The sequence below is a fragment of the Sorangium sp. So ce726 genome, assembly GCF_051521405.1.
Classification (GTDB): domain Bacteria; phylum Myxococcota_A; class Polyangia; order Polyangiales; family Polyangiaceae; genus Sorangium.
The window spans coordinates 10,284,436-10,301,926 of the sequence record NZ_CP150349.1 but is presented as its reverse complement, the minus strand read 5'-3'; the positions used below and the strand labels follow the sequence as shown (position 1 = coordinate 10,301,926).

Sequence of the window (17,491 nt, the reverse complement as noted above, 5' to 3'; positions counted from 1 at the left end):
CAGCCTGCATGCTGGATTGAGCCTGCGCCCGCCGAGGTCGCGGCCGCCACGCCGGCGCCGCCTGCGCTCGCCGGGAGCGCGCGCCGTGGCGCGCTCGATCGGCTGCGCGCTCGTCGCTTTGCTGGCGTTCGCGGCGTTCGCGGCGCCCTGCTCCGCCGACGAGGCGCCGCCGATCACGGTCGTCGCCGGCGCGCGCGGGGCGCTGGCGTACCGGCTCTCGCAGGAGCTCGAAGCGGCGGGCCTGCAGGTCCAGGTCCAAGCGAGCCCGGCGGCGGCTGGTTCCGGCGGGCTGCTCATCGTCATCCCCGACGGCGAGGAGGGAGCCATCGAGATCTGGTCGGACTCGAGCGGGCGCGCGGACCTGGTCGCGAGCGTGGCGCCCGACGGCCCGCTCGACACCCGGGTGCTCCGCGCGGCGGAGCTGGTGCGGGCGCTCCGGTCGACGGCCGGAGCCCCCGCCGGAGCCGCCGGACCCAAGCCGCCGGCCGTCGCGCCGGCTCCGGTCCAGCCCTCTCCCGTCGCGCCGCCTGCCGCGTCGCCCGGTGAGGTGTGGCGGAGCCCGCCGCTCCGCGCCTGGGCGCCTCCCTCGCCGCCGTTCGCGGTGCCCGCGGCGCCCAGGGCCCCGCTCGTCGAGGTCGGCTTCGCGATCGCCGTGGGATGGCAGGCGCCTGGCGCCTCGATGGCGCTCGATGCCTCGCTCCGGATCTGGCCCTCGGCCCGGATCGGCGCCGGGCTCCTGGCGGACCTGTCGGTCATCGGTCCGGACATCGAGGCGGCGGAAGGCAAGGTTCGCTTTCGCCGCTCGCTCTTCGGCGCCGAGCTCGCCCTCGCGCCCATCGAGCGGAGCCGTCGGCTCGGACTTGTCCTCTCCCCCGGCGTGGGCCTCAGTTACGTGAGCGCGTCGGGCGATGCGAGACCGCCCTATATCGACAGCGACGAGTCCACCTTCACCGCCTTCGTTTATGGGCGAGGCGAGGCGCGTTTCCGGCTCGTCGACTCCGTGGTTCTCACGGCGAGCGCGCTCGGCGGCGCGGCGATCCCGCCTGTCGACATCCGGTTCACAGGACGGGTGATCTCGACGTTCAGCCCGCTCGCGTCGTTCTCGCTCGGGGTCGCCGTCCAGCGGTGAGCCGCCGCCACGACAGGCGGCCATTCATAGGAGCAAGCCACGCGCTCTTCCTCAATCGAGATCGGAGAGACCTCCTTGAAACAGCTCCTCGTACCTGGATGCACCGTGCTCATGACGCTTGTCGCCGCATGCGACAGAATCCCGCTCGATCCCATACGCGATGAAGGCGCCGGAGGTGGCGCGACGGGAGCGGGCGGGGCCGGAGGCGGCGCCGTCGGCAGCGGCAGCGGCGGCGCAGGCGGCAGCGGTGGGGCCGGCGGCAGCGGCGGCGCAGGCGGCAGCGACGCCGCCGTCGGCAGTGGCGGCGCAGGTGCCGGCGGCGCCGTCGGCAGCGGCGATTCTCTGTGGAGCCGGCACTTCGCCGCGGACCGAGGCCAACCCCTCGTCTGGACGGGCAGCCGCATCGCCGTGGACGAAGCCGGCAACCTCGTCGTCGCGACGGCGGTCGCCGATGGCGTCGACTTCGGCGACGGTCCGCTTTCGACCGGGGGCAATCTGGTCTTCTCGCTCGCGAGATTCGACGACGAAGGAGAACACCTCTGGCACAAGGAATTCCCCGGTTCCGCCTACCCGCGTGACGTCGCGGTCAACCAGGCGGGGCTCATTGCCACGGCGGGGACGTATTACGGGGCCGGCGTCGACTTCGGAGGTGGTTTGCTTGTGGGGCAGGAGTCGGATAGCGACGCCTTCGTGGCCGTCTTCACGCCAGACGGAGATCACGTCTGGTCGGCTCGAATCGGCGTCGATGGGGATCAATGGGTGGACAGCCTCGCCATGGATGCAGCCGGGAACGTCGTCGCGGCAGGGACGTTCATGGGCCAGATCAGCGTCTGCGGCGCCTCGCTGACCAGCGTCGGTGAGATCGACTCGTTCATCGCGAAATTCGACCCTGCGGGGAGTTGCCTCTGGAGCAAGCAGCTCGGCTACACGGAGATCCACGACGTCGCTCTCGACGCGTCGGGCAGCGTCGTCCTCGCCGGCAGCTTCGGCGACTATTTCGCCGAGGCGATCGACCTCGGCGGCGGGCCGCTGACCACCGTGGGCAGCGAGGATATCTTCGTGGCGAAGCTCGATGCTGCCGGTGAGCACGTCTGGAGCAAACGGTTCGGCGACGAGGCGCTCCAGCGGGCGTACGGCGTCGCGGTCGACGGCGCTGGAAACGTCGTCATCAGCGGCACGTTCCTCGGGAGCGTGGATTTCGGCGCAGGTCCGCTGGTGAGCGCAGGAGGGTACGGTCCTCTTGAGCCCAGCTCTGTCACGTGGGGCGGCAACGCCTTTGTGACCAAGCTGAACCCGGCAGGTGAGCTCCTCTGGGCCAAGCGCCTCGGGCAGTATGGGCCACAGTCGGCGCTGGACGTCGCGACGACCGTGGACGGCGATATCGCGATCACCGGCTTGATCTACGGCGACGTCGACTTCGGCACGGGCCTGATGGACTGCACCTACGGCGATGCCTTCGTCGCGAAGCTCGATGCCACGGGCACGGTCCGCTGGGTGAAGCACACCGGCGGCAGGGGGCAACAGTACGGCTTTTCCACGGCCATGGCCGCGACCGGCGACGTGTACGCCGCCGGGCCGTTCCTCGGCACCATCGATTTTGGCACGGGGCCGCTGGTGGCTCCGACGTCTACCCGGGCGATCTTCCTCGCGAAGTTCGGCCCCTGAGGCCCCGACGGCCGTCCGCGAGATGGCCCTCAGCGCAGGCAGGCGCCGAGCCATCGCGCGGCGTTCTGCCCGAGGGCGGGGCCCAGGAGCTCGGGGGGCAGGTGAAGGCCCTGATAGGTGCCGATGGTGCGGGCCGACTGATCGGCGGTTTGACGAAAGAAGCGAAACTTGTCCTCTTTCAAGAGACCCATGTTCGACTCCACCTGCAGGTCCCACAGCTCCATGGACATGGGGTCCAGCCCGCTGGTCACCAGGTCGGTCCCGAACAGGAAGCGCTCGGGCCAGCGAGAGAACAGCCTGAGGAGCTGGGCGCGCTCCCGCTCGAGGCTCGCGAACCCCTCTGTCGCCGGGCCGGCAGAGCCATGGCTCGTATCGACGAGGAGGCGTGGAAACGCCTGCATCAGGGACTCCATGCGCGCGAGGTCGGTGCGGCTGCCGCAGAGATGCGCGCACACGAGCTGCAAGTCCGGGAAGGCGCGCAGGACCGCCTCGAGCTCGCTCCTGTAACGGACGGTGTTGGCATGAAGGAGAACCGGAAGCGCCTGATCCGCGAGCGCCTGCCACATCGCCTGGTGCGAGGGGTCGTCGAGGGGACGCTCGTGGAAGAGGTTGTGCCCCTGGTAAAGCTTCACGCCACAGGCGCCTCGGCGGCGCAGATCGGCGAGGTACGTGAGGTCGTCGTGACCCAGATCCAGGGTGACGAAGGGGATGAGCTTTCCATGGTGAGCCGCCGCGGCGTCAAGGACGAGCTCGTTGCCTGCGCGGTAGCCGGAGAGGCCAGAGCCGCCGCGGCCGCTCGTCAGGTCCGGGCTCGCCAGGATGACGGCGCGATCGACGTGATGCTTGGCCATGTGCGCGAGCAATGGTGCCACCGCGTTGGCCTCCGTCAGGTGCACATGGATGTCGATGACCTCCTGACGGGCCGGCGGAGGCGGCGACGAACGGCACCCCAGGGCGGCGGCGAGCGCAGCGCCCCACGCGATGTTCCGGAAGCGAGCACCGCGATCGGCGCGCGCGTTCATCGAATGAGGGCGATGAGGACGCCGGCGGCCACGAGAGCGATGAACGACGATTGAACGATGCGGATCCATCGCCGACAAGGATACGCCGTGGCAGGGATGGCGCCATGAGAAAGGAGGGAGTCATGAAAATATGAAAAATGATGTGAACTGATGGTTCGCTTCTGAGCCTGCTTTGTGCGAACGCTCGATGTTTGCGCCTCGAGAGCGAAGTTTCGCCCTGGAGGTCATTGTCCATCTGTGCCCAGTGGAGTTATTTATGTCGCTCATTCGTAGCTCGGTTCGTCTCATGGGGTTCGCAGCGCTCTACGCATCTTTGCTTGGAACGACGTCTTGCACGCGCTGGCTGGACGATGGCGTGAGCTCAGGCGCCGAAGGAGGCGGCGGCAGCGATGCCAGCGGCAGCGGCGGTACCGGCGTCAGCGGTAGCGCCATCAGCGGTAGCGGTGGTAGCGGCGGCAGCGGTGGCGCCATCAGCGGCAGCGGTGGCAGCGGCATGGGTGGGGCTGGTGGTGGCGGGGCCGCGACCGGGAGCGGCGGAGCGTCTGTTTGCGCAGACGACGCCTACGAGGCGAACGACGCGTCCACCTCTGCGGCTCCGCTCGCCTATGACCATACCGACGACAGCCTTGGTTCCAGCGCGTGGTTTTCGAAGATCGATCTGGTCCTCTGCCAGGGCAACGAGGACTGGTACCTGCTCGACACCACCTCTCTCGGGATCGAGGAGGTGAATTGGAGCCTTCGCGTCCTGGCCTCCGGGGCAGGGCTGTGCGGCGCGGGTTGTGAGCAGTATACTCCGCCCCCCGGTCCAGAGAACACGTTGATCGTGGAGGTCTACAGCGCTGCCACGATGGAGCTCCTCGGGGCCGAGGAGAGCGATCATGGACGGGTATGGCTCGATGGAGGGGGCGCGGATTCGGCGAACGATCTGCTGCTCCGCATCTATGGGCCGCCCGAGGCGAGCTACCCGTACGACATGAGCTTCGTCGCCAAGTCCTATGAAGGGGAGGACGAGTGCGAGTGCTGATGTTCGCCTAGCGCCGCGACCCCCGCGCGCTGGACGACCCCCATCTTGGGCGCGAGTTCTTCAGCGTGCCGGTGGAGGTGGACGAGGCGGTGACGCGCCGGGCCGCGGCCGAGGGCTGCCCCGTGTGCGACGGGCCGCTGCACCGGAGCGGCCACGACCGCAAGCCGCGTGGGGCCCTGGTCGCGCCGGCGGGCGAGGCGTTCGCCCGCCGGTTCAGCTTGTGCTGCGGGCGCGAGGGCTGTCGGAAGCGTGCGACGCCGCCGTCGGTGAGCTTCCTCACCAGGTTCTTCCTTGCCGCCGAGGTTCTGTTCCCGGCGTCTGGCGTGCCCATGGAGCTGCCGGAGCAGGGCGCGACGATTTTTTCGAGCGACCGATGATTTCTCCGCGGACGGGGGGTCCATGAAGGAAAAGGAGGACAACCTCATGTCCCACAAGCTCTTCGTCAGCCTGCCCATCAAGAACGTCGAGCGCACCGTGGCGTTCTTCAAGTCCCTCGGCTTCACGTTCAACCCGAAGGTCACGGGCGAGCAGGCCGCCTGCATGTTCATCGGCGAGCACGCCTACGCGATGCTGCTCGTCGAGCCGTTCTTCAAGACGTTCACCAAGAAGGAGATCTGCGACACCGCGACGCACGTGGAGGGGGCCTTCGGGCTCTCGTGCGAGACCCGCGCCGAGGTGGACGCGATGGTGGCGAAGGCGCTTGCGGGCGGCGGCAAGGAGGCTGGGCCGCCGGAGGACCACGGGTTCATGTACACCCGGAGCTTCGAGGACCTCGACGGGCACCACTGGGAGGTGGTGTGGATGGATCCACAGGCCGCGCAGTAAGCTGCAAGGATCTCCGGCCCCGAGGTCATCTCGAGGCTGCGCACGTGCTTCGCGACCTCCTCGGCCCGCGGCAGCGCGGCCAGCGTGATCCCGTCCGCCTGGCTCGGGATCGACCATCGAACTCAGCTCCTTCTCGTCGCCCCTGACCCGCGGCGAGCAGCCCGAAGAGTGCCGAATCGAAACGACCGAACGTCGAACCATCATGGTTCGGCGACATCGACGCCAGTCCACGACCTCGTCAACCAGATTGCTTCCTACAAAATGAAAGCAGCCCCGTTCGGCGCGTCGAATGTGCCGCTCGAATCTCGCGTGGATCGCCCTGTCAGCGCGTCAATTTGCCGGTGAGCGAGCTTTACTTATCGCATTCGAAAGCTACCCTCCATTCATGCGAATCCTTGGAATCAGCGGAGGCCACGAGCCGGATCATCTGGGTTATCCGAGACCAGCATTCAATGCGACGACGTCGCATGACGGCGCCGCCGTTCTCCTCGAGGACGGAGAGGTCGTCGCGGCGATCGAGCAGGAGCGGCTGAACCGCCTCAAGCACTCGAACAAGGCCCCGTTCCAGGCGGCCCGCTTCTGCCTGGAGAGCCGGGGGCTCCGCGTCGACGAGGTCGACTACCTCTGCTTTTACATCAGCGAAGACTGGTGCAACGCCCAGGTGAAGCGCGGGCTCTTCTCTGCCGACCCCGAGCTGCGCACCGCGAACGACGTGATGAGGCGCCTCGTGCTCGCCGAGTTCGGCGTCGACGTGGGGCCCGCGCGCATCCAGTTCGTCAAGCATCACACGGCCCACGCGATGAGCGCCCTGATCGGCTCGGGGTACGAGAGCAGCCTGGTCCTGACGCTCGACGGCTGCGGCGACGGCGAGTCGGGGTCCGTCTCTGTCGGCTCCGGCGGAGAGCTTCACTCGTTGAGAGACATCCCGGAGCGGGACTCGCTGGGCAATTTCTACGTCCAGGTGATACGGTTCCTCGGGTTCTCGCTGTTTGACGAGTACAAGGTCATGGGGCTCGCCCCCTACGGCGATCCGCGCAGGTACCGGGCGCTGTTCCAGGCGATGGTCACGCTGCTCCCGGAGGGCGCCTGGGCCATCGACTTCGACAAGATCGTCGATCTCCACGGCGCGATCCGGCCGCGCGCGCCGCGGGAGCCGGTCACGCAGGACCACAAGGATATCGCTGCATCGCTCCAGGAGGCGCTCGAGACCATCGTCTTCCATTGCCTGCGGCACTTCCAGCGCGAGACCCGGCAGGTGAGCCTCTGCTTCGCGGGCGGCGTCGCGCACAACTGCACCTTGAACGGGAAGATCCTCCGCTCCGGGCTGTTTGAGCGGGTGTTCGTCCAGCCGGCCGCGCACGACGCCGGCTGTGCGCTTGGCTCCGCCATGGCCGTGCACGCGCGAAAGGCCCCTACGCGGCGGCCGCCCGCGATGAACCACCTGTACTGGGGGAGGCACATCGGCGAGCGGGGCGAGGTCCGGAGAGCGCTCGACGCGTGGCGCGATTTCATCCGCGTGGAGGAGCTCGCCGACGCGCCGAAGGCTGCCGCCGAGCTGCTCGCGGCGGGCAGCGTGATCGGGTGGGCGCAGGGCCGGTCCGAGTTCGGCCCCCGCGCGCTCGGCAACCGCAGCATCCTGGCGGATCCCAGGCCGGCGGCGAACAAGGACATCATCAACGCCATGGTGAAGAAGCGCGAGGAGTTCCGGCCCTTCGCGCCCGCGGTGACGGAGGAGGACGCGCGCGACTATTTCGATCTCAGCGGCGCGGAGACCATGCCCTTCATGATCTTCACCGTGCCCGTCCACGAACAGAAGCGACAGCTGCTCGGCGCCGTCACGCACGTGGACGGGACCGCGCGGGTCCAGACGGTCTCCAGGCGCACGAACCCACGCTTCTGGCAGCTCATCCGGGCGTTCGGCGACATCACCGGCGTGCCGGTGGTGCTCAACACCTCCTTCAACAACAACGCCGAGCCGATCGTCGATTCGGTCGACGACTGCGTGACCTGTTTTCTGACGACGCGGCTCGACAAGCTCGTCGTCGGCGACCACCTCGTCCACAAGAAGCCCGCGCCGCTGTCGGCCTATGCGGAGCTCGTCCCCTCGTTTCCGACCTTCGTGAAGCTGCTGTCGCTGCGAGGGCCCACGCCGGGCGGCTACGAGGTCGAGCGCGCGATCGTCACGACCTACAATGACGCCCGAACCCCTGTCTCCGCCGAGACGTTCGAGGTCCTGTGGCGGGCCGACGGCCGGAAGCGGCTCCGCGAGCTGCTCGACGGCGTGGAGGATCGGGAGGCGGTGATCGCCGAGCTGATCGAGCTCTGGTCGCAGCGCGTGGTGCGCCTGCTGCCTGTCACCGGCCATTGATGGCGGAGGAGAGGGGGAGCCGCCGAGCTCCCCGCGGCCGGCGCTCCCCCGCATTCTACCGGTACCCCGCCATGGTGATGATCACGTCCTCGGGGCAGATCTGGTCGGTCTCCACCTCGAACCCGTGATCGCGCAGCATCCGCCGGACGCGCTCGCCTCTCCCACCGAAGTCGTGCAGCTCGAGGACGACGGCCCGGATCCTCCCCCAGTCGCCGGGACGAATGCCTTCCAGCACGTCGATCTCGGCCTTCTCCGCGTCGATCTTGAGCAGGTCGATCTGCCCGATCTGCTCCCGTTCGATGAGCTCGGACAGCGTCGCGAGCTCGCACTCCACGCGCCTCATGCCGCGCCTCATCCACCAGGCGTGACAGTCGATGAGCAGCGAGTTCACCGCGCGCGGGAGGTGCTTCATGGTTGCCGGCAGATCCGCGTGGTGCTTCTCCCGGATCCGTTCGTCGTAGATGGCCGCGAGCGTGGCTTCTTTGTCGTCGCTCGCCATCATGTCGTACATGCTCGAGATGGCGCCCTGGCGTGGCGCGTAGTGGAACGTCGCTGTGCCTGCGGCCCGACCCAGGCCCGCGCGGTGCAGGCGCACGCGCTCCGATCCGGACGATCTCAGGTTCATCCGGAGGAGCTCGAAGGTCTCGGGGATCGGCTCGAAGCAGTGGATCTTCGCCCGTCCGCCGGTGCGCTTCAGCACCTCGAGCGCGAAGAGGCCGATGTTCGCGCCGACATCGATCACGGTCACGTCTCCGCTGGCCAGGAGGCTCTGCACGCGAGGCCTGAAGTAGCCCTGCACCTGGAGATGAAGTGTCCTCGCCATGTCGGGGACGCGATCGTGAACGATCCTCTGATCCGGCAGCTCGATTGCGAACGTCTTCATATGGCTCATCCAAACGTGGTGTGTCCGTCCCTCGCGCCGCCGCGCGCACGGGCGCGGGCTCCGCTCACCCGCACGCGCGCGCGATCGCCCGAAGATCGTCGATGACGTCACCGGCGACCCTCTGCGCGGTCGCTTTCGCATGCACGTTCGCGCTGTAGCGCCACCGGAACGCCAGGGCCCCTCCGCGGACGAGGACGTGGCACTCGAACAGGTTGAACCGCAGGTTCGTCGCCGCCTCGTCGTACCCCGTGGACTCACTCGCCACGCGGAGGATCGAGCCCTGCGCAGGTGGCTCGACGCGCCCCTGGTAGTTGAACAGGATCCCCGGTCGCTTCCGGAGCCGCCCGAGTTCGGCGCTGAGCCGGGCGTCGCCTCCCAGGTACTTGAGGAGGTTGTAGCCATGGCCCCCGTTCGGGATGCGATCGATCTGCCGGCTCGTATCGAGCAGCGCCGCGAGCGGCTCTTGCTGGCTCGAGCGCCGGAGCACGAGCACCCGCTCGGCGCTCAGCCACCCCACCGTGCGCGACGCGTCGAGCTCCGGGTGATGGGGCATCAGATCACGCCCCGAGTTGAGGACCATGATGTCCTGCCAATCGCGGCCCGTCCAGGCGGTCACGCCGCGGAGGACCGCGGCGATGAGCGCGTGCTCCGTGCTCACCCCGATGCGCGCCGGCAAGTCCCGCAAGATGACCTGAGACTCCTGCTCGGGGAGCGACGCCCAGTGATCGCGGACCGACTCCACCGTAGAGAGATGGCGGGTCGCCGGATGGTCCGCCGGGAGGGGATCGATCTCGTCCCAGGGCAGCGAGAGCCAGTAGGCGCGTTCGTTCGGCAGGATCTCGTCGCTCACCCACCGCTCGAGCGCGCGTGTCCAGCGGCCGGCCGATGCGCCCGTGGGCGGCAGGCGGGGCGTGGCCGTCGTCGCGAGCTGATCGTAAATGGATTGCAGATCGAGCGCGGCGATCATCATCGACATCCAGTCGACGACGAGGTGGTGCGCGTTGAGCCACAACCGGCCTCGCCCCTGCTCGTCCCACCGGAAAAACACGATCCGGAACAGCCGCCCGCGCTCGAGCTCGTATTCGTCCTGCATGCGATCGCAATGCCGCTCGAGCTCGGCCCGGCGCTGATCTTCAGGGATCCTGGACAGATCCACGCACGCGAACGGCGCCTCGGTCCATGGAGCGTCGATCACCTGGCGAAAGCCGCTCGGGGCGCGCTCGAAGCGCGCGCGGAGCGCCTCATGGCGGTTGACGAGGACAAGCGAAGCGCGCGCGAGCCTGTCGAGATCGAGCGGCGCCACGGCCTCCAGCAGCAGGTTCACGTTCCAGCGCGCCGGGCGGGTGCGCCCGCCGGCCTCCTCCAGATACCAGCGCTGGAGGACGGTGAGCGGCCGCTCCCCATTCTCTGGTTCCACGTCCACCGCCGCGCGGTCCGGGGAGGCGCAAGCGGCCGCCAGGCGCGCGATCGTCTGGTGCTGGAAGAGCTGCCTCGGTGTGACGTTGAGCCCCGCCTCGCGCGCCCGCTCCACCAGCGCAATGCCAAGGAGCGAATCCCCTCCGAGCGCGAAGAAATTGTCGTCCACGCCCACCCGATCCAGCGTGAGGATGCCGGCCCAGAGCGCGGCCATGCGGCGCTCTGCCTCCGACGACGGCGCCCGATAGGCCGCGCTGGCCCCCTGGTGGTGCCGGTGAGCGAGCTCGAGGAGCGCCGTCCGATCGACCTTGCCGTTGGCCGTCAGCGGCATGCGCTCCAGCGCGACCCACGCGCTGGGCACCATCGCCCGCGGCAGCCTCGCGGCGACGGCCTCCTCCAGGGCGCGAGGCTCGAGCGCGGCGCCCCGCTCGGCCACGTAGCAGGCGACGAGGCGCCTGGCCCCGCTCGGGGTCGACTCGACGCACACCACCGCTTGCTTGATGTCGGGATGCTGCGCCAGCGCCGCCTCGATCTCCCCGAGCTCGATGCGGTTTCCCTGGATCTTCACCTGGAAGTCTTCTCGCCCGATGAACTCGATGTTCCCGTCCGGAAGGACTCGCCCGAGATCGCCGGTCCAGTAGAGCCGCTCGCCCGTCTCCGGGTGCTCGAGGAAGCGCTCCGCGGTCTGCGCAGGATCCCGGTAGTAGCCGCGGGCGAGGCAGATCCCACCGACGTACATGCGGCCGACGACCCAGTCCGGACAACTCTGCATGCGCTCGTCGAGCACGTGGACACGCTGGTTTCGGAGGGGCTTGCCGTAAGGGATGCTCCTCCAGGTCGAATCCACCTCTCCGATGGAATAGAAGATCGACCAGATCGACGTCTCCGTCGGCCCCCCCGCCCCGATGACCCGCGCCCCCGGGCAAGCGCGGCGGATCTGATCGGGCAGGGGCACGGGGATCCAGTCGCCGCTCAGGATCACCCAGCGCAGCGAGGGGCACGCCAGAGGACCGCCGCCGAGGTGCTCGACGAACATCTGCATCAGCGCGGGCACCGAGTTCCAGACCGTGACCTGGTGGGTCTCGATGAGGTGCCGCCAGTGCGCCGGATCCCGCGCCGCCTCGGGCGAGGGGAGGACCAGGGCGCCTCCCGCGCCGAGCAGGCCGAACACGTCGTACACCGAGAGATCGAAGTGAACGGCCGAGAGCGCGAGGGCGCGATCCGATGGGGAGACCTGGAAGCGCTCGTTGATCTCGAGGATCGTGTTCAGCGGGCCGCGGTGATCGAGCGCGACGCCCTTGGGCTTCCCCGTCGAGCCCGACGTGAACAGCACATAGGCGAGATCGTCCGGCCCCTGGACCGCCGCGACCGGGCTGTCGTCCTCCGACGCTGACGCGCTGTCGTCGTCGACCGCGATCAGGCGCAGGGCCCCGGGCCAGGCCAGCGAGGAGGCCAGGCGCTCCTGCGTGAGGACGATCTCCACCTGCCCCTGGTCCAGGACCGCGCGGATGCGCTCGACGGGCCACTCGGGATCGACAGGCAGGTACGCCGCCCCCGATTTGAGGGCCGCCAGGATCGCCACGATCTGCGCCCACCCCTTCGCCGCGGCCACCGCGACGAGCGCGTTCGGTCGGGCTCCGAGCGCGCGGAGGCGCCGGGCGAGCGCGCTGCTCTTTCGATCGAGCTCCCCGTAGGTGAGCGTCCTGTCGGGGCTGATGATCGCCGGCGCAGCGGGCCGCAGCGCCGCTTGCCTCATGAACCCGCTGTGCAGGAGGTCGCTCGAGACCTCTCGGGTGGTGCTGTTGACGCCGGCGCGGACGGCGCGCTGCCGCTCCGGGAGCTCGATGGTCGCCGCCCTGGTCCAGGGCGCGCCGTCCCGGGAGAGGCGGCTCAGGAGCGCCTCGTACGCCTCCAGGAGATCCGCCGCGAGGCCTTCAGGGAACAGCTCGTCGGCGGAGCCGAAGCGCAGCACGAAGCCCCCCTCGTCCTGCTGGATCTCGTGCTCGATGCAGGGAGCCTGCGCGCCTTGTCGCCCTCCCTCGGGCCGGAAGGGCGCGGAGACGTGCAGCCTGACGGCCGTCGCACCGGGGTGACGCACGGCCTCGTCCGGCGCTCGTGTCCCGGGCGCGGCGAGCGCCATGGCCTCGTCGAAGGCCCGGGCGAGGTCGGCGAACGGCGCCTCGCCACTGCGGCTCACCTCGATCTGCCCGCTCCCCGCGCCGATGGAGACGGACAGCATGCCGTTCGGCGGCTCGCCCGGCGCGCCGACCACGATGGCCAGCGGCGACGTGCTCCACGCGGCGACCGCCTGCGCGAAGGCAGCGGCGACGGCCGCGCCCGGGGTCACGCCGAGGAGCGCAGCGCGCGCCTCGAGCCCGCGGATGAGCCCGGCATCGACGCGCCGGGCGCGGCGGACGAGCCGAGGAGGCTCCCCTGCGAGGTCGCTCCGCACGAACGGGAGCGCGGGCGCCGAGAGTCCCCGGCGCGCAGCCGTTGCCGTCGCGGGCCCGAGCGCCTCGCCGGGGAGGAGCGCCGAGACCCTTGTCTCGGGCTCACGCGCCGCCTCGGCGAGGAGGCGCTGGAGGAGCTCGGCGTGGCGCGCGATCGTCGCCTCGCAGAACAGCGCCGTGTCGTACTCGATATGACCGCTCAGGGTCGCCCCGTCGTGCTGCATCGACAGGGTGATGTCGTACTGAGATGTCCCGGGATCGAGGTCGATCGGCGTCACCCGCGCCCGGCCCAGCGCGACCGGCGCGGGCACCTTGGGCTGGAAGGCGAACATCACCTGGAACAGCGGAGTCCGGCCGAGATCTCGCTCCGGTCGAACGGCGTTGACGAGCCGCTCGAAGGGGATGTCCGCGTGAGCGAACACGCGCACCGCGGTGCCGCGCACCCGCGCGAGGAGCGCGCTGAAGGGCGGGTCGTCCCCGAGATCACCGCGGAAGACAAGAGTGTTGACGAAGCACCCGATGACGCCCTCGAGCTCGCGGTGGTCACGCCCCGCGATCGGCGTCCCGACGAGGAGGTCCGCCTGCCCGCTGAGCCGGTGGAGCAGCGCGAGGAACCCGGCCATCAGGACCATGAACGGCGTCACGCCGCGCTCGCGGCCGAGGTCCTCGACGGCCTCGGTCAGCGCTCGCGAGAAGCGGAAGTGGCGCCGCGCCCCCTGATACCGCTTCTCCGCGGGGCGAGGGTGATCCGTCGGTAGATCCAGCGTTTGACTGGCCCCCGCGAGCTCGGCCTTCCAGAAGGCGATCTCCTCGCTGCGCGCCGCCTCGTCCCAGCGCTGCCGCTCGTGGACCGCGTGGTCGCCGTGCTGGACCGGGAGCGGCTCCCAGCGCGGGCGCTCGCCCGCCGAGATCGCTTCATAGGCGGCGGCGAGCTCGCGCACGAAGATCTCGTGCGACCAGCCGTCCGTCACGATGTGGTGCATCGCGAACGCGAACAGGTACCGCTCGTCGTCGATCTGCGCGAGCTCGGCCCGCACCAGGGGGCCTCGGGCGAGGTCGAACGGGCGCCCCGCCATCCGCCGCAGCCGCGCGAGCGCCGCCGCCTCGCGCGCGTCCCGGGCGAGCGCCCGGTGATCGATCTCCTCGAAGTCGAGCTGCGCTGACGGCTGGACGATCTGGACGGGAGCCCCGTCCACGACGCGGAACACGGTGCGGAGGGCCTCGTGCCGCTCGATGACGGCGTGGATCGCGCGCTCCAGGGAGCGCACGCACAAGGGCCCCGCGATCTCGGCCGCACCGCCGACGTTGTAGGCGCCTGTTCCGGGCGCCAGCCGATCCAGGAACCAGAGCCGCGTCTGCGCGTACGACAGCGGGATCACCCCGCCCGGGTCGCGGCGGCGCAGCGCCGGGCGCGTCGATGGACGTGCGATCTGCTCGATCCGCTGCGCCAGGTCGGCGAGCGCCGGCGTGTCGAACAGCCACCGGAGCGGCACCTCCGCGCCAGCGCGCTCGCGGATGCGGGAGACGGCGCGCATCGCGAGCAGCGAATGGCCCCCGAGCTCGAAGAAATGGTCGGTCCTGCCCGGCGCGCGCCCGAGGAGCTCTTCCCAGACAGCCGCCACGAGCCTCTCCATCTCGGTCGCCGGCTCCTGCCGATCGCGCGCCGGCACGCGCTCCAGCGCGTCCGGGCCCGGGAGCGCCTTGCGGTCGATCTTGCCGTTCGGCGTCTGCGGCAGCCGGGGCAGCTCGACGAAGCGCGCCGGGAGCATGGCTTCGGGCAAGAACGCGCGCGCGTGCGCCCGGAGCGCCTCGGGGCTCACCGGCCCCGCTGCGGGCACGTAAGCGGGCACGTAATAGGCCACGAGCACCGCCTCGCCCACCGCGTCCCGGTGCGCCGCGCAGACGCACTCCCTGACGCCAGGGTGGCGCGCCAGGGTCGCCTCGATCTCGCCGAGCTCGACGCGGAAGCCGCGGATCTTCACCTGATGATCGATCCGGCCGAGGAACTCGATCCCCCCGTCGTGCGTGATGCGCGCCAGGTCGCCGGTGCGGTACATGCGCGCGCCCGGCGCCGGCGAGAACGGGTCTTCCACGAACCGCTCCCGGGTCAGGTCAGGCCGGCCGTGATACCCGCGGGCCAGGCCCGCTCCGCCGATGTACAGCTCCCCGGCCACGCCGATCGGGAGCCGCTCGCGCCGCTCGTCCAGGATGTAGATGCGCGTGTTGGCGATCGGGGATCCCAGGGTGATCCTGTCCGGATCGTCGACGCGCGCCGCGGCGGACCACACGGTGGTCTCCGTCGGGCCATACAGGTTCCAGAGGCAGCCAGCGCGCGCGCTGATCTCCCGGGCGAGGTCCGGCGGCAGCGCCTCCCCGCCGGCCAGCGCGCGGAGGTGCGGGCTGCCCGTCCACCCCGCCGCGAGCAGGAGGCGCCACGTGCTCGGCGTCGCCTGCATGACTGTCGCCCCCGAGCGCTCCAGCGCTCGCAGGAGCGCGGTGCCGTCCCGCGCCTCGGCGGCGGACACGAGGACCGTCCTTCCACCGACGCTCAGCGGCAGAAACAGCTCCAGGACGGAGATATCGAAGGACGCTGTGGTCACCGACAGCAGCACGTCGCCGGCGTCGAGGCCGGGCCTTTCCCGCATCGTCTCAAGGAAGTTCACGACGCTGCGGTGCTCGACCTGCACGCCTTTGGGGTGCCCGGTCGAGCCTGACGTATAGATGATGTAGGCGAGGTTCCGGCTGTACGGCGGAGCCGCCAGCGGCTCCTCGGCCAGGCCGGAATCCGCGGTGAGGTCCTCGAAGAACGCCGTTCTCTGCGGCTCGCCGGCGAGCGGGAGCCGCAGCGCGCGCTGCGTGAGCAGGACGGCGGCCCCGACGTCGCGCAGGATATAGGCGATGCGCTCGCCCGGCAGCGCGGGATCCAGGGGCACGTAGGCGCCGCCCGATCTCAGGATCGCGAGCAGCCCGATGACCAGATCGATCGATCGCTCCATGCAGATCGCCACCGGGACGTCCGGGCCGACGCCCATCGCGCGCAGCCGGCGCGCGAGGCGGGCCGACGCGCGGTCGAGCTCTCCGTACGTGATCTCGCCCTCACCGAACGAGAGCGCGACGCGCTCCGGATGGCGCCGCGCCTGCCGCTCGAAGAGCTCGTGGACACAGAGCTCCTCGGGGAAAGGCCGCTCTGTCCGGTTCCATTGCTCGAGGTGCAGCGCGTCGCCCTCGTGCACGACCGGCAGGTGGAGCACGCGCGTGTCGGGGCGCGCGGCCGCCGCGCGCAGGAGCGCCTCATAGCTCCTGAGCATCCGCTCCGCGGTCTCGCCGCGGAACAGGTCGGTGTCGTACTCCAGATCGAGCCGGAGGCCCTGCGGGCGGTCCCAGGCCTCGACGGTCCAGTCGAACTTCGATGTCGTCACCGGCACCTCGACCGGCTCGAGCGTGAGCCCCGTGAAGGCCGGCAGATCGGCCGCCGCGGTCTGCAGGATGAACAGGGTCTGGAACAGCGCCGCGTGGGACGTGCTCCGCTCGGGCTGCAGCGCCTCCACGAGCAGCTCGAACGGCAGATCGTCGTGCGCGAAGGCGTCGAGCACGCCGCGCTTCGTGCGGCGGAGCAGCTCGACGAAGCTGGGGTTGTCCGAGAGATCGGCGCGGAGCGCGAGGTTGTTGACGAACATCCCGGCGAGCGGCTCGATCTCTCGCCGCGTCCGCCCGGCGACGGGTGACCCGACGACGACGTCGAGCTTCTGCGTGACGCGACAGAGGAGGACCTGGTACGCGGCGAGGAGCGCCATGAAGAGGGTGACGCCCTCCCGCTGGCACAGCGCCTTCACCGCCGCGCTGAGCCGCGGTGACAGCGTGAGCGACGCCTTCGCCCCACGGTGCGCCTGCGAGGCCGGGCGCGGCTGGTCCAGCGGAAGCTCGAGGAGCGCCGGCGCGCCGCGCAGCCGCTCCTTCCAGTACGCGAGCGCCCGCTGAAGGCGCTCCTGGCTCCACTGGCTCCGCTGCCAGACGGCGTGATCGCCGTACCGGACGGGCAGCTCGGCCTGCCGCGGGGCGCGCCCTGCCACCAGCTCATTGTAGAGCGCGCCGAGGTCCCGGAGCAGCACGCCCCAGCTCCAGTGATCGCTGGCGATGTGGTGAGTCGCCATGAGCAGGACATGCTCCTCTGCGGCCAGGCGAAAGAGGGCTGTCCGGAGGAGGTCACCTCGCTCCAGGGCGAAGGGCACATGGGCGATCTCCGCGCCTCGGAGGGCGAGCTCGCGCTCGCGCGCCGCTGGATCCATCGTGGAGAGGTCCGTGACCGCCACGGCGACGCCGGACGGCGGCAGCACCTCCTGGTGGGCCTCCTCGGCGTCCTCGCCGAAGCGCGTCCGCAAGATCTCGTGCCGCTCCACGAGCAGCGAGATGGCCCGCTCGAGCGCCGCCACGTCGAGCGAGCCGCGGAGCCGCGCGGCCCCGTGGAGGTTGTACGCAGGGCTGTCGGGCGCGTACCGGTACAGGAACCAGAGCCGCTGCTGCGCGAACGACAGGGGGAACCTCGACCGCGTCCCGGTCCGCTGCGGCCCCGCCGCCGCGCCGCCTCCGGACGGACGTTGTCCCTTCAGCTTCGCGACGAGCGCCTTGAGCTCCTGGGACGACAGGCCTTTGATCCGCTGCTCTAGCTCGCTCACCTTGACGCTCCTCTCCCAGGTTCCGGCGCGCTCACG

At 70.2% G+C, this 17,491-nt stretch carries 9 protein-coding genes; 6 read left to right on the top strand and 3 right to left on the bottom strand.

What is annotated here, in order from left to right; translation table 11 throughout:
- The first annotated feature begins 85 nt into the window (after nt 1-85).
- Together WME79_RS38300 and WME79_RS38295 are read left to right on the top strand one after the other, a co-directional pair.
- Nucleotides 86-1,129, top strand: a complete 1,044-nt coding sequence (locus tag WME79_RS38300) for a hypothetical protein (RefSeq protein ID WP_437525343.1) — start codon at nt 86-88, stop codon at nt 1,127-1,129.
- A 111-nt stretch (nt 1,130-1,240) separates the two neighbouring features.
- Nucleotides 1,241-2,794 (top strand): hypothetical protein, encoded by a 1,554-nt coding sequence (locus WME79_RS38295; RefSeq protein ID WP_437525341.1) that lies wholly within the window; start codon nt 1,241-1,243, stop codon nt 2,792-2,794.
- 29 nt (nt 2,795-2,823) lie between these two features.
- Here the strand turns inward: WME79_RS38295 and WME79_RS38290 are convergent, their stop codons facing one another.
- Complete coding sequence (locus tag WME79_RS38290) at nt 2,824-3,816, bottom strand: amidohydrolase family protein (RefSeq protein WP_437525339.1); 993 nt, start codon at nt 3,814-3,816, stop codon at nt 2,824-2,826.
- 355 nt (nt 3,817-4,171) lie between these two features.
- Here WME79_RS38290 and WME79_RS38285 point away from each other — a divergent pair, with 355 nt between their 5' ends.
- From WME79_RS38285 to WME79_RS38270, 4 genes are all read left to right on the top strand, one after another.
- A complete protein-coding gene (locus WME79_RS38285; RefSeq protein ID WP_437525337.1) occupies nt 4,172-4,840 on the top strand; it encodes a hypothetical protein in 669 nt (222 codons plus the stop codon).
- A 65-nt stretch (nt 4,841-4,905) separates the two neighbouring features.
- Nucleotides 4,906-5,217 carry a hypothetical protein gene (locus tag WME79_RS38280; protein WP_437525335.1) on the top strand — a complete coding sequence of 104 codons (312 nt, stop codon included), beginning with the start codon at nt 4,906-4,908 and terminating at the stop codon, nt 5,215-5,217.
- A gap of 22 nt (nt 5,218-5,239) precedes the next feature.
- A complete protein-coding gene (locus WME79_RS38275; RefSeq protein ID WP_437525333.1) occupies nt 5,240-5,665 on the top strand; it encodes a VOC family protein in 426 nt (141 codons plus the stop codon).
- A gap of 385 nt (nt 5,666-6,050) precedes the next feature.
- Nucleotides 6,051-8,033, top strand: a complete 1,983-nt coding sequence (locus WME79_RS38270; protein WP_437525331.1) for a carbamoyltransferase family protein — start codon at nt 6,051-6,053, stop codon at nt 8,031-8,033.
- Between the two features lie 55 nt (nt 8,034-8,088).
- Here WME79_RS38270 and WME79_RS38265 read toward each other — a convergent pair whose 3' ends face one another.
- Together WME79_RS38265 and WME79_RS38260 are read right to left on the bottom strand one after the other, a co-directional pair.
- Nucleotides 8,089-8,916 (bottom strand): FkbM family methyltransferase, encoded by an 828-nt coding sequence (locus WME79_RS38265; RefSeq protein WP_437525329.1) that lies wholly within the window; start codon nt 8,914-8,916, stop codon nt 8,089-8,091.
- A gap of 64 nt (nt 8,917-8,980) precedes the next feature.
- Nucleotides 8,981-17,455, bottom strand: coding sequence for an amino acid adenylation domain-containing protein (locus WME79_RS38260; RefSeq protein ID WP_437525327.1), 8,475 nt, complete (start codon nt 17,453-17,455; stop codon nt 8,981-8,983).
- Nucleotides 17,456-17,491 lie beyond the last annotated feature (36 nt).